9 protein-coding genes are annotated in these 12,806 nt (G+C 61.3%); 8 read left to right on the top strand and 1 reads right to left on the bottom strand.

Annotated elements, in window-relative coordinates:
- The first annotated feature begins 65 nt into the window (after nucleotides 1-65).
- The 3 genes from ACTJK9_RS06600 (at nucleotide 66) to choV (ending at nucleotide 3,100) form a co-directional block, all read left to right on the top strand.
- Nucleotides 66-1,013, top strand: a complete 948-nt coding sequence (locus tag ACTJK9_RS06600) for a choline ABC transporter substrate-binding protein (protein WP_440812981.1) — start codon at nucleotides 66-68, stop codon at nucleotides 1,011-1,013.
- 66 nt (nucleotides 1,014-1,079) lie between these two features.
- Complete coding sequence (gene choW, locus ACTJK9_RS06595) at nucleotides 1,080-1,925, top strand: choline ABC transporter permease subunit (RefSeq protein ID WP_007959749.1); 846 nt, start codon at nucleotides 1,080-1,082, stop codon at nucleotides 1,923-1,925.
- Nucleotides 1,922-3,100: a choline ABC transporter ATP-binding protein gene (choV, locus tag ACTJK9_RS06590; RefSeq protein ID WP_041063385.1), complete on the top strand. Its 1,179-nt coding sequence runs from the start codon at nucleotides 1,922-1,924 to the stop codon at nucleotides 3,098-3,100. Before choW ends, choV begins: the two co-directional genes overlap by 4 nt.
- A 90-nt stretch (nucleotides 3,101-3,190) precedes the next feature.
- Here the strand turns inward: choV and ACTJK9_RS06585 are convergent, their stop codons facing one another.
- On the bottom strand, nucleotides 3,191-5,131 hold the full coding sequence (locus ACTJK9_RS06585; protein WP_223290698.1) for a BCCT family transporter: 1,941 nt from the start codon (nucleotides 5,129-5,131) through the stop codon (nucleotides 3,191-3,193).
- A gap of 483 nt (nucleotides 5,132-5,614) precedes the next feature.
- On the opposite strand from ACTJK9_RS06585, the gene betI reads away from it, so the two are divergent.
- The 5 genes from betI (at nucleotide 5,615) to ACTJK9_RS06560 (ending at nucleotide 12,718) form a co-directional block, all read left to right on the top strand.
- Nucleotides 5,615-6,208 (top strand): transcriptional regulator BetI, encoded by a 594-nt coding sequence (gene betI / locus ACTJK9_RS06580; protein ID WP_011336305.1) that lies wholly within the window; start codon nucleotides 5,615-5,617, stop codon nucleotides 6,206-6,208.
- Nucleotides 6,209-6,316: 108 nt separating this feature from the next.
- Complete coding sequence (gene betB / locus ACTJK9_RS06575; protein ID WP_064599979.1) at nucleotides 6,317-7,789, top strand: betaine-aldehyde dehydrogenase; 1,473 nt, start codon at nucleotides 6,317-6,319, stop codon at nucleotides 7,787-7,789.
- 178 nt (nucleotides 7,790-7,967) lie between these two features.
- Nucleotides 7,968-9,671 (top strand): choline dehydrogenase, encoded by a 1,704-nt coding sequence (gene betA / locus ACTJK9_RS06570; RefSeq protein ID WP_440812976.1) that lies wholly within the window; start codon nucleotides 7,968-7,970, stop codon nucleotides 9,669-9,671.
- 267 nt (nucleotides 9,672-9,938) lie between these two features.
- Complete coding sequence (locus ACTJK9_RS06565; protein WP_085612998.1) at nucleotides 9,939-11,381, top strand: TldD/PmbA family protein; 1,443 nt, start codon at nucleotides 9,939-9,941, stop codon at nucleotides 11,379-11,381.
- On the top strand, nucleotides 11,381-12,718 hold the full coding sequence (locus ACTJK9_RS06560; protein WP_440812974.1) for a TldD/PmbA family protein: 1,338 nt from the start codon (nucleotides 11,381-11,383) through the stop codon (nucleotides 12,716-12,718). The genes ACTJK9_RS06565 and ACTJK9_RS06560 overlap by 1 nt, the downstream gene beginning before the upstream one ends.
- The last annotated feature ends 88 nt before the right edge of the window (nucleotides 12,719-12,806 follow it).

Here is a 12,806-nt window from a genome sequence, read left to right as displayed (position 1 = left end):
CCGCAACCCATAAGTGCGGTGGTCCAATCGGAACACTGCCAAAAAAAACACCAAGGAGTCCATTCATGAAAGGTTCCCCGTCGTTGTTGTTGGCCGCCATGCTGAGTCTGCCGTTACTGGCTCAAGCCGCAGAACCGGCGCAGTGCAGTACCGTGAACTTCTCCGATGTCGGCTGGACCGACATCACCGCAACCACCGCCACCACCTCCGTCGTGCTTCAGGCCCTCGGCTACAAGACCAAGACCACCATGATCTCCGTACCCGTGACCTACAAGTCGCTGGCCGACGGCAAGAACATGGACGTGTTCCTCGGCAACTGGATGCCGACCATGGAAAACGACATCAAGGCCTACCGCGACGCCGGCACCGTGGAAACCGTGCGCACCAACCTCAAGGGCGCCAAGTACACCCTCGCCGTTCCCCAGGCTTTGTATGACAAGGGCCTGCACGACTTCGCCGACATCGCCAAATTCAAGAAGGAACTCGACGGCAAGATCTACGGGATCGAGCCGGGCAACGACGGCAACCGTCTGATCCAGAGCATGATCGACAAGAACGCCTTCGGCCTGAAAGACGCCGGCTTCAAGGTCGTCGAATCCAGCGAGGCGGGCATGCTGTCGCAGGTCGACCGCGCACAGAAACGCGACACCGCCGTGGTGTTCCTCGGCTGGGCGCCGCACCCGATGAACAAGCGCTTCAAGATTCAGTACCTGACCGGCGGCGATGACTTCTTCGGCCCGGATTTCGGCGCCGCCACCGTGGCGACCAACACCCGCAAGGGCTACGCCGAGGAATGCAGCAACGTTGGCCAACTGCTGAAAAACCTGGAGTTCACCGTCGACATGGAAAGCGAACTGATGGGCAACATCCTGGACGACAAGATGAAGCCTGACGCGGCCGCCAAGGCCTGGCTGAAAAAGAATCCACAGGTGCTCGATACCTGGCTCGCTGGCGTGACCACCATTGACGGTAAACTTGGCCTGGAGGCCGTGAAAGCCAAGATTGCCCAGTAATCGCTTATGCCGGACGGCTCACGCCGTCCGGGCTGTTTATTTCCTTGCATGCGGACGTTCACTACCATGCTGATTGATCAGAAAATCCCTTTAGGCCAGTACATCGCGGGCTTCGTTGAATGGTTGACGCAACACGGCGCCAACACCTTCGACGCAATCGCCGTGACACTGGAAACGATGATCCACGGCGTGACGTTTGCGCTGACCTGGTTCAACCCGCTGGTGCTGATCGGCCTCATCGCCCTGCTGGCCCACTTCATTCAACGCAAATGGGGCCTGACCGCGTTCGTGGTCGCCTCCTTCCTGCTGATCCTCAACCTGGGGTACTGGCAGGAAACCATGGAAACCCTCGCCCAGGTCATGTTCGCGACCCTCGTCTGCGTGGTCATCGGCGTGCCGCTGGGCATCGTCGCCGCGCACAAACCGATGTTCTACACTTTGATGAGGCCGGTACTCGATCTGATGCAGACCGTACCGACCTTCGTTTACCTCATTCCTACCCTGACCCTCTTCGGGCTGGGTGTGGTGCCGGGCCTGATCTCGACAGTGGTGTTCGCCATCGCCGCGCCGATCCGCCTGACCTACCTGGGCATCCGCGATGTCCCGCAAGAACTGATGGACGCCGGCAAGGCCTTCGGCTGCTCGCGTCGCCAACTGCTTTCACGGATCGAACTGCCTCACGCCATGCCGAGCATCGCGGCCGGCATCACCCAGTGCATCATGCTGTCGCTGTCGATGGTGGTGATCGCGGCACTGGTGGGCGCCGACGGACTCGGCAAACCGGTGGTCAACGCACTGAACACTGCTGATATCGCCCTGGGCTTCGAAGCGGGCCTGGCGATCGTACTGCTGGCGATCATGCTCGACCGTATCTGCAAACAACCCGACGCCAAAGTAGGGGGTGACGCATGAGCATAATTCGCTTCGATAACGTTGACGTGATCTTCACCAAGGATCCGCGCGAAGCACTGAAACTTCTCGATCAAGGCCTGACGCGCAGTGAGATCCTGAAAAAGACCGGGCAGATCGTCGGCGTTGAAAAGGCCAGCCTGGACATCAACAAAGGCGAGATCTGCGTGCTGATGGGCCTGTCCGGCTCGGGCAAGTCGAGCCTGCTGCGCTGCATCAACGGCCTGAATACCGTGAGCCGCGGCAAGCTGTTCGTCGAACACGAAGGCAAGCAGATCGACATCGCCTCCTGCACCCCGGCCGAGCTGAAAATGATGCGCACCAAACGCATCGCGATGGTGTTCCAGAAATTCGCCTTGATGCCCTGGCTGACGGTGCGCGAGAACATCAGTTTCGGTCTGGAAATGCAGGGCCGTCCGGAGAAGGAACGGCGCAAACTGGTCGATGACAAACTCGAACTGGTGGGCCTGACCCAATGGCGCAACAAGAAGCCCGACGAGCTGTCCGGCGGCATGCAGCAGCGTGTCGGCCTGGCCCGCGCGCTGGCGATGGACGCCGACATTCTGCTAATGGACGAGCCGTTCTCGGCCCTCGACCCGTTGATCCGTCAGGGCCTGCAGGATGAACTGCTGGAACTGCAACGCAAGCTGAGCAAGACCATCGTGTTCGTGAGCCACGACCTCGACGAGGCGCTGAAACTCGGTAGCCGCATCGCGATCATGAAGGACGGCCGGATCATCCAGTACAGCGTGCCGGAAGAGATCGTGCTCAACCCTGCGGACGATTACGTGCGCACCTTCGTCGCCCACACCAATCCGCTGAACGTGCTGTGCGGTCGCAGCCTGATGCGCACCCTCGACAACTGCAAACGCATCAACGGTTCGGTGTGCCTGGATCCGGGCGGCGATTCGTGGCTGGACCTGGCAGAGGGCAACACCATCAAGGGTGCGCGGCAGAACGGTTCGGTGCTGAACCTGCAGAACTGGGCACCAGGGCAAGCCGTGGAAGGTCTGGAGCGCAAGCCGACGCTGGTGGACTCGAACATCGGCATGCGCGACGCGTTGCAGATCCGTTACCAGACCGGCAACAAACTGGTGCTGCACGACAACAACCATGTGGTGGGGATTCTTGGGGACAGCGAGCTGTATCACGCGCTGCTCGGCAAGAACCTGGGGTAAAGAGAGCAGACACAAAAACGCCGCGAGAGGATCGCGGCGTTTTTGTTTTCATCAATCCCACGCATCGCGTGGGATTGATCACTTCACAACTCAGCTATAAACCCGGCCGAGGAGCTGCCGATGGCTTTCAAACTGATCGAGCACATCACGCGTGATCTGATCCTGTGTGAAGCCCATCAGGTCGTAGTCCTGGCTGCCGTTGTGCAGGTACACCTCGGCGCGGTAGAAACGCTGGCGCGCTTCATCGGACTGGACCGACTCGCTCGGGGTCGCCAGGTAGCCGTCCAGGCTCACTTCGTAGACAAAAGGGTTGCCCTCTTCCATCTCGACCCGCACGCCCATGCAGCGCTTGGATTTGCCCAGCAGCGTCTGCACTTCCAGACCCTGTGCACGCATTTGCGCCGCGGCATCTTCCAGCGCCGGGCTGACGTGTTTGTCCATGAAGCGCTGAACCACCGACTGACTCGGTTGCAGGTCCAGCTGGGTCAGGCGCTCGCTGAAACCACGACGACCGCGTTCAGCCAGTTGCGCCTGCTCCTGTTCGATCTGCATGTCCTGGCGCATCGCCTTGTGCAGGCCGAACATGAAGCACACCAGCACCACCGAGAACGGCAGACCGGCCAGCACCACCATGGTCTGCATGGCTTCGAAGTTACCGGCGAACAGCAGGCCGATGGTCACCAGGGTGATCACGACCGACCAGAAGATTCGCAGCCAGTGCGGAGCGTCTTCGTCGACGTTGCCGCCCTTGCAGGACAGGTTCGCCATCATCACCGCGCCGGAGTCCGCCGGGGTCAGGAACAGCACGAAACCAACGAAGATCGACACGCCGATCACGACTTTCGACGCCGGGTAGTGTTCCAGCAACTGATAGATCGCCATGGACGGCTGTTCCAGCGCCGTCTTGCCGAGTTCCACCGCGCCCTGGTTCATTACCAGATCCAGCGCCGAGTTACCGAAAATCGACAGCCACGCCAGGGTGAAACCCAGCGGAATCAGCAGCACGCCCGCCACCAGCTCACGCACGGTACGACCACGGGAAATACGCGCGATGAACATGCCGACAAATGGGGCCCAGGAAATCCACCAGGCCCAGTAGAACAGCGTCCACAGACCCAGCCAGCGGTCGGACTTCTCGCTGTCGCCTTCATAGACGTACAGGTCGAAAGTCTTCAGTACCACGCCGTTAAGGTAGTCCCCGATGTTCTGCACGAAGCCGTTGAGCAAGTGCAGGGTCGGGCCGAACAGCAGGACGAAAATCAGCAGGCCGCTGAACAGGATGATGTTGAGGTTGGACAGACGACGGATGCCGTTTTCTACACCGGACACGGCGGCGATGGTGGCCACGGTGCTCATCACGATGATCACGATCAGCAGGTTGGTGTTGCTGTGTTCCATGCCGAACAGGTTTTCCAGACCCGAAGACACTTGCAGCGAGCCGATCCCCAGGTTGGTCACCAGACCCAGCAGGGTCACGAACATGCCGAAACCGTCTACCGCATGACCGGCAGCGCCCTTGACCCAACGCTCGCCCACCAGCGGGTACAGTGCCGAACGCAGGGCCAGCGGCTGGTTATGACGGTAAGCGAAATAGGCCACGGCCAGACCGACCAGTGCGTAGATCGCCCAGCCGTGCAGGCCCCAGTGCAGGAAAGTCAGCTGAACAGCCTGACGTGCCGCCATGTTGGTAGCGGACGCGCCTTCCGGCGGATTGAAGTAGTGATCCAGCGGCTCAGAGGCGCCAAAGTACAACAGCGAAATACCGATACCCGACGAGAACAGCATCCCCGCCCAGGCGCCGTAACTGAAATCCGGGGTGTCGTCCTTGCTGCCCAGTTTGAGTTTGCCGTACGAGGAAAACGCCAGGCCCACCACAAATACCAGGTAAGCGGCGATCACCACCATGTAGTACCAGCCGAAGCTGCGGGACAACCAGGCCTGAGCCACTCCCAGCATTCTGCCGGCCTCTTGCGGGGCGATGATCAGAATGGCGGTCAACAACAGAATCAGCGCGGTAGAGGTGTAAAACACCCAACCGTTGACCGTCACCTTCTCGGGCGGGGTCTTTATAAGCGAGGCAGAACTCATGGCACAAATGCTCCAGGCAGTGCGAGAGAAGAACACAAGGCAACACGGAACCCGACCAATCGGTTAGTTGGCAGCCGACCGGCGGGTGATATAAAGACACCCCGAAAAAAGCCCGAACCTGCAGAGATGGCACCGCGAATCGCCGTCGTGGCCGAGGCATGGACGTTCATCCGAAACCTGGCCTTGAGCGTCTTGCCCATTCAACACGTCCATCGAACGTCGAACCGCGCCTTGCCCCGCGCAGGTTTCGAGCCTTTTCGGATGTCGGTTTTATCGCCACTTACACGTAAGAAAATTCTGTAGGCAGCGACGATTTGTCGCAGATCTTATTCTTTGTTGATTGAACGTTCAATCAAAACAAAATAGACTGGCCCTCAATCCGATAGGCGTCATTCGCCCGTCGGAAGGCCTAAGGAGATGTGCAAGATGCCCAAGGTCGGTATGCAACCCATCCGCCGCCAACAACTGATCGAAGCCACTTTGCAGGCGGTTGATCAGGTCGGAATGGGGGACGCCAGCATTGCGCTGATCGCCCGTTTGGCCGGTGTCTCGAATGGCATCATCAGTCACTATTTTCAGGACAAGAATGGCCTGATCGCCGCCACGATGCGGTATCTGATGAGCGTCCTCAGCGAGAACGTCACCGCGCGCCGTCAGGCGCTGGCAGACAGCAGCCCCCGGGCGCATCTGCAGGTGATCATCGAAGGCAACTTCGACGCCAGCCAGGTCAATGGCCCGGCAATGAAAACCTGGCTGGCCTTCTGGGCCACCAGCATGCACCAGCCGTCTTTGCACAGGTTGCAGCGGATCAACGATCACCGTCTGTATTCCAACCTGTGCTGCGAGTTCCGCCGTGTGTTGCCGCTCGAAGATGCGCGCACCGCCGCCCGTGGACTGGCAGCTCTGATCGACGGCTTGTGGTTGCGCGGCGCGCTGTCGGGAGACGCTTTCGACACTGCGCAGGCGCAACAGATCGCTTACGAATACATGGATTTCCAATTGGCCAAGCAGGTGAGCTAGAGCACAGAGAAAACGCTCGGCCCCTGAACTGTCACCGACCCGCGATGCCACAGCTATATGGCTCACCCGGTGACCAACGCCAACCACTAATGCACTTGCGAGGACACTATGGCCCGTTTCGAACTGCAAAAACTCTACATCGATGGCGCGTACTCCGACGCCGGCAGCGATGCCACCTTCGAAGCCATCAACCCGGCTAACGGTGAAGTCCTCGCACTGGTGCAACGTGCGACCAAGGAAGACGTCGAGCGCGCTGTGGTCAGCGCCGAAAAGGGCCAGAAAATCTGGGCCGCGATGACCGCCATGGAGCGTTCGCGCATCCTGCGTCGCGCCGTCGACATCCTGCGCGAGCGCAACGATGAACTGGCAGCCCTGGAAACCCTGGACACCGGTAAAGCCTTCTCCGAAACCAAGTATGTCGACATCGTCACCGGCGCCGACGTGCTGGAATACTACGCAGGCCTGGTACCCGCCATCGAAGGCGAGCAGATCCCGCTGCGTGACACTTCCTTCGTCTACACCCGTCGCGAGCCGCTGGGCGTTGTCGCCGGTATCGGCGCATGGAACTACCCGATCCAGATCGCCCTGTGGAAATCCGCGCCAGCCCTGGCGGCCGGTAACGCGATGATCTTCAAGCCAAGCGAAGTCACCTCGCTGACCACCCTGAAACTGGCCGAGATCTACACCGAAGCCGGCGTTCCGAACGGTGTGTTCAACGTGCTGACCGGCAGCGGCCGTGAAGTCGGCACCTGGCTGACCGAGCACCCGCGCATCGAGAAGATCTCCTTCACCGGCGGCACCGACACTGGCAAGAAGGTCATGGCCAGCGCTTCGGCTTCGTCGCTCAAAGACGTGACCATGGAACTGGGCGGCAAGTCCCCGCTGATCATCTGCGACGACGCCGACCTGGATCGCGCCGCCGACACCGCCATGATGGCCAACTTCTACAGCTCCGGTCAGGTCTGCACCAACGGCACCCGCGTGTTCGTGCCGAGCCACCTGAAAGCCGCTTTCGAAGCCAAGATCGTCGAGCGCGTTGCGCGCATCCGCATCGGCAACCCGGAAGACGAAAACACCAACTTCGGCCCGCTGGTCAGCTTCCCGCACATGGAAAGCGTGCTGGGCTACATCGCCAAGGGTAAAGAAGAAGGCGCCCGCGTTCTGTGCGGCGGCGAGCGTCTGACCGACGGCGAATTCGCCAAGGGCGCGTTCGTGGCTCCAACCGTGTTCACCGACTGCACCGACGACATGACCATCGTCCGTGAAGAAATCTTCGGCCCGGTGATGGCGATCCTGAGCTACGAAACCGAAGAAGAAGTGATCCGTCGCGCCAACGACACCGACTTCGGCCTGGCCGCCGGCATCGTCACCCGCGACCTGAACCGCGCGCACCGCGTGATTCATCAACTGGAAGCCGGTATCTGCTGGATCAACGCCTGGGGCGAGTCCGACGCAAAAATGCCGGTTGGCGGTTACAAACAGTCGGGCGTCGGCCGTGAGAACGGCATCAGCTCGCTGAACAACTTCACTCGCATCAAATCGGTACAGGTCGAGCTGGGCGATTACGTCTCGGTGTTCTAAGACCCGAGCGCTCTATCGCCTGCGAGGCCGCCTTCGCTGGCAAGCCAGCTCCCACAGATTGGATGTCGTCCACCCAATCTGTGGCAGCCCCGATCCCTGTGGGAGCGGGCTTGCCCGCGAATCGAGTGCAAAGCACTCGCCAGGCCTGACCTGACCAACTTCAAAGAGGGTGCATCCAATGTCCCAAGAATTCGATTACATCATCGTCGGTGCCGGCTCTGCCGGTAACACCCTGGCGACCCGTCTGACTGAAGACGAAGGCGTCACCGTCCTGCTGCTTGAAGCCGGCGGCCCGGACTACCGTCTCGACTTCCGCACGCAGATGCCGGCAGCCCTGGCATTCCCGCTGCAAGGTCGTCGCTACAACTGGGCCTACGAAACCGATCCGGAGCCACACATGGACGGCCGCCGGATGGAATGCGGTCGCGGCAAGGGCCTCGGCGGTTCCTCGCTGATCAACGGCATGTGCTACATCCGTGGCAACGCAATGGACTACGACGGCTGGGCCAAACTGCCAGGTCTGGAAGACTGGTCGTACCTCGATTGCCTGCCGTATTTCCGCAAAGCGGAAACCCGCGACATCGGCCCGAACGACTACCACGGTGGCGACGGCCCGGTCAGCGTGACCACGCCGAAAGCGGGCAACAACCCGCTGTTCCACGCCATGGTTGAAGCCGGCGTGCAGGCCGGTTACCCGCGCACCGAAGACTTGAACGGCTACCAGCAGGAAGGCTTCGGCCCGATGGACCGCACCGTGACGCCGAACGGCCGTCGTGCTTCCACCGCCCGTGGTTACCTGGACGTGGCCAAGAAGCGTTCGACCCTGACCATCGTCACTCACGCCCTCACCGACAAGGTTCTGTTCGAAGGCAAGCGTGCCGTTGGCGTGCGTTACCTGGTCGGCGCGGCTGAAGAGCGCGTTGAAGCCCGCGCCCGCAAGGAAGTCATCGTCTGCTCCGGCGCGATCGCTTCGCCGCAACTGCTGCAACGCTCCGGCGTCGGCCCGGCGAAACTGCTGGAAAGCCTCGACATCCCGGTGGTACACGATCTGCCGGGCGTCGGTGAAAACCTGCAGGATCACCTTGAGCTGTACCTGCAATACGCCTGCACCCAACCCGTTTCGCTGTACCCGTCGCTGCTCTGGTACAACCAGCCGGCCATCGGTGCCGAGTGGCTGTTCAACGGCACCGGCATTGGCGCCAGCAACCAGTTCGAAGCCGGCGGTTTCATCCGCACCCGTCCGGAATTCGAGTGGCCGAACATCCAGTACCACTTCCTGCCAGTGGCGATTAACTACAACGGCAGCAACGGTGTGAAAGAGCACGGCTTCCAGGCGCACATGGGTTCCATGCGTTCGCCGAGCCGCGGTCGCATCCAGGTCAAATCCAAGGATCCGCGCCAGCACCCGAGCATCCTGTTCAACTACATGGCCACCGAGCAGGACTGGCAGGAATTCCGCGACGGCATCCGCCTGACCCGTGAAATCATGCAACAGCCTGCACTGGACGCGTTCCGTGGCCGTGAAATCAGCCCGGGCATCGAAGTGCAAACCGATGAGCAGCTGGACAAGTTCATCCGCGAGCACGCCGAAACCGCGTTCCACCCGTCCTGCTCGTGCAAGATGGGCACGGACGACATGGCGGTAGTGGACGGCGAAGGCCGCGTGCATGGCATGCAGGGTCTGCGTGTGGTCGATGCGTCGATCATGCCGATCATCACCACCGGCAACCTGAACGCGCCGACGATCATGATCGCCGAGAAAATCGCCGACAAGATCCGTGGCCGCCAGCCGCTGCCGCGCAGCAAGGCGCCGTACTACGTCGCTGGCGATGCGCCGGTGAAAGGCAAGCCGATGCGTGATGTGAGTACTGTTGCTCAGTAATTCAGCTACTGAGCATCAAGGCTAATCGCGAGCAGGCTCGCTCCCACATTTGGAATGTATTTCAANCAACTGTGGGAGCGAGCCTGCTCGCGATGAGGCCCTACTAATCACCACCTATCTCCCTGCTTCCTACAGTAAATTCCCCTACACCCCCTCTTCACTTGATCCTACACCCCACGCAGGCCTACTCTAGTCCTCGCCCGATCGTTTCACCCCCTCCCCGCCGAATCCGCTTCGCCGCTGCTCCCATGACAAGGAGGTTCCCTGATGTTCGATTTCCACCCCCAGCTCAAGCAGCGCTTCGCTGCCTTGCGCACGGGCGCCGAATTTTTTTCCCTGCGGTATGTGCGCGAATCCGGGCAGTACCTGTCGGTGCGCAAGAACGTCGCCGAACCGCCGAGCCTGAGCCGCGACGAAGGCGCGATGCTGACTGTCCGGGTCAATGGCGTCGAGGCCTACGCAGCGACCAATGACCTGTCGCAACAAGGCCTGCAAGCCGCTCTCGAGCGTGCCGAGCAACAGGCCCGGCGGCTCAAGCCCCATGCCCTGCTCGACCTGAGCCAGCAGCCGGTTTCCAGCGACCGCGCCGATTACTTTTCACCCAATCTCGAACAACCCTTCCCGTCCCTGAGCGAATGCTTCGAGCTGCTCGGCGCGGAATCCGCCTCGGTGCCAAGGGATGAGCGCCTGGTGAATTGGCAAGTGAGCATCGGCATCACCCACGTCGAACAGATCTACCTGAGCAGCGCCGGCGCCGAATTGCGCCAGGCCCAACGCTTCGTCTACCCGAGCCTGGACGTCACCGCCTACGACGGCAACGACAGCCAGACCCGCAGCCTCGGCCGCGAGAACTTCGGCCAGCAGGGCGGCGCCGACGTAATCAACCGTTGCGGCCTGATCGGTGCCGGCCCGCAAGTCGCCGATCAGGCGCTGCAATTGCTGCTCGCGCCGAACACCCCGCAAGGCCCGCGCGACCTGCTGCTGATGCCCGACCAGATGATGCTGCAGATCCACGAATCCATCGGCCACCCGCTGGAGCTCGACCGGATTCTCGGCGACGAGCGCAATTACGCCGGCACCAGTTTCGTCAAAGCCGCGGATTTCGGCAGCCTGCAATACGGCTCGAAACTGCTCAATGTGACGTTCGATCCGGACATTCCCGAAGAACTGGCGAGTTACGGTCACGATGACGACGGTTCCAAAGCCAGCAAACAATTCCTGATTCGTGAAGGCCTGCTGGTCCGTCCGTTGGGCGGTGCCCTGTCACAGTTCCGTGCGGGTCTGAACGGCGTCGCCAACAGCCGCGCCTGCAGTTGGAACCGACCGCCGATCGACCGCATGGCCAACCTCAACATCGAGCCGGGCGACCAGTCGCTGGAGCAACTGATCGGCGGTATCGAAAACGGCATTCTGATGAGCACCAACCGCTCATGGTCGATTGACGATGCACGCAACAAATTCCAGTTCGGCTGCGAATGGGGCCAGTTGATTGAAAACGGCGAACTCAAGGGCGTGGTGAAAAACCCGAACTACCGGGGTATTTCCGCGCACTTCTGGAAGAGTCTGCGCGCCGTCGGCAACGCCGCCACCACCCAGGTGCTGGGCACGCCGAACTGCGGCAAGGGCGAACCGAACCAGGTGATCCGCGTCGGCCACGCTTCACCGGCCTGCGTGTTCAGCAATGTTGATGTGTTTGGGGGAGACGCCTGATGAGTATTTCCAAGAGCCAGTCCGAGGCGTTCAAGCTGCTGGTCAACTGGCTGCGCGATGCCGTGCGCGAGCCGGAACAGTTCACCCTGAGTTACGACGCCGAATCGTCGGCCTTCGTCCGTTTCAACCACGCCAAGGTGCGTCAGGCCGGGCAAGTTCAGCAAGCCGGTATCGGTCTGAAACTGATCGACGACGGTCGCCATGCCGACCTGCAGATCACCTTGTCCGGCGATCAGGAAGCCGACCTGCAACGCCTTGCCGAAGGCCTGCAACAGCTGCGTGAAACCCTGCCGCTGTTGCCGCAGGATCCGTACCTGTTGCTCAACCACAACGGCTGGCAGAGCCAGAATGTGCAGGAGCATCCGCTGCCGGACACCGAGCAGGTCGTGGCGCAAATCGCCCAAGCGGCAGAAGGTCTGGATCTGGTCGGCTTCTATGCCGCCGGCCCGATCAGCCGTGGTTTTGCCAGTTCTTCCGGGGCGTTCGGCTGGCATCAGGCCAACAGCTTCAACTTCGACTTCAGCCTGTTCCACGAGAACGGCGAAGCGGTGAAGGCCAGCTACGCCGGACATGACTGGAACAGCGAAGACTTCGCCCGCCGCTTCCAGCAGGCCCGCGAGCAACTCGAATTTCTCGGTCGCCCGCTGCGCACCTTGCCGCCCGGCCAGTACCGCGCCTATCTGGCGCCGGCGGCGCTGGAAGAAATCATGGGCATGTTGTGCTGGGGCGGTTTCTCGGCGCAGTCGATTGCCAGCAAGAGCAGCCCGTTGCAGAAGCTGTATGCCGGCGATCAGGCGTTCAGCCCGCTGGTGTCCCTCGACGAAAAAGTCAGTGGTTCGCTGAGTCCGGCGTTTTCCGGCGAGGGTTACCCGCGCAGCGATCTGCGGCTGATCATCGAAGGTCAGGCCGGCGAGCAACTGGTCGGTTCGCGCAGCGCCGCCGAATACGGCCTGACCGCCAACGGCGCCGGCGGCGGTGAATCGCCCAGCGCGCTGAACATGGCCGCCGGCGACTTGTCCCAGGCCGAGATCCTCAAGCAGTTGGGTACCGGGTTGTATATCAGCAACCTTTGGTACCTGAACTTCTCGGATCAACCGGCGGCGCGCCTGACCGGCATGACCCGATTTGCCACGTTCTGGGTGGAAAACGGCGAGATTCAGGCGCCGGTCAGCACCATGCGTTTCGACGACAGCGCCTACAGCCTGCTGGGTTCGCAGCTGGAAGCGTTGACCGCCGAGCGTGAGTTGCTGCTGTCGGCGAGCACCTATAGCCAGCGCAGTACCTCGTCGGCGTTGTTGCCCGGGGCGCTGGTGAGCCGTTTGACCCTGACCCTGTAACCCCCGGATCGGCGGAACACCGCAGATCTACTGTGGGAGCGGGCTTGCTCCGGGCGGCGATCCGACGAAGAGGCCACTTCATTCAACA

It is taken from the genome of Pseudomonas sp. 22082 (assembly GCF_052046055.1).
GTDB classification, from domain to species: domain Bacteria; phylum Pseudomonadota; class Gammaproteobacteria; order Pseudomonadales; family Pseudomonadaceae; genus Aquipseudomonas; species Aquipseudomonas pharyngis.
This window is presented reverse-complemented; position numbering and strand designations above follow the sequence as displayed.

Excerpts from the sequence above, each read along its gene's own strand:
- ACTJK9_RS06600 (WP_440812981.1), top strand. The coding sequence starts at position 66 with ATGAAAGGTTCCCCGTCGTTGTTGTTGGCCGCCATGCTGAGTCTGCCG.
- choW (WP_007959749.1), top strand. The coding sequence starts at position 1,080 with ATGCTGATTGATCAGAAAATCCCTTTAGGCCAGTACATCGCGGGCTTC.
- choV (WP_041063385.1), top strand. The coding sequence starts at position 1,922 with ATGAGCATAATTCGCTTCGATAACGTTGACGTGATCTTCACCAAGGAT.
- betI (WP_011336305.1), top strand. The coding sequence starts at position 5,615 with ATGCCCAAGGTCGGTATGCAACCCATCCGCCGCCAACAACTGATCGAA.
- betB (WP_064599979.1), top strand. The coding sequence starts at position 6,317 with ATGGCCCGTTTCGAACTGCAAAAACTCTACATCGATGGCGCGTACTCC.
- betA (WP_440812976.1), top strand. The coding sequence starts at position 7,968 with ATGTCCCAAGAATTCGATTACATCATCGTCGGTGCCGGCTCTGCCGGT.
- ACTJK9_RS06565 (WP_085612998.1), top strand. The coding sequence starts at position 9,939 with ATGTTCGATTTCCACCCCCAGCTCAAGCAGCGCTTCGCTGCCTTGCGC.
- ACTJK9_RS06560 (WP_440812974.1), top strand. The coding sequence starts at position 11,381 with ATGAGTATTTCCAAGAGCCAGTCCGAGGCGTTCAAGCTGCTGGTCAAC.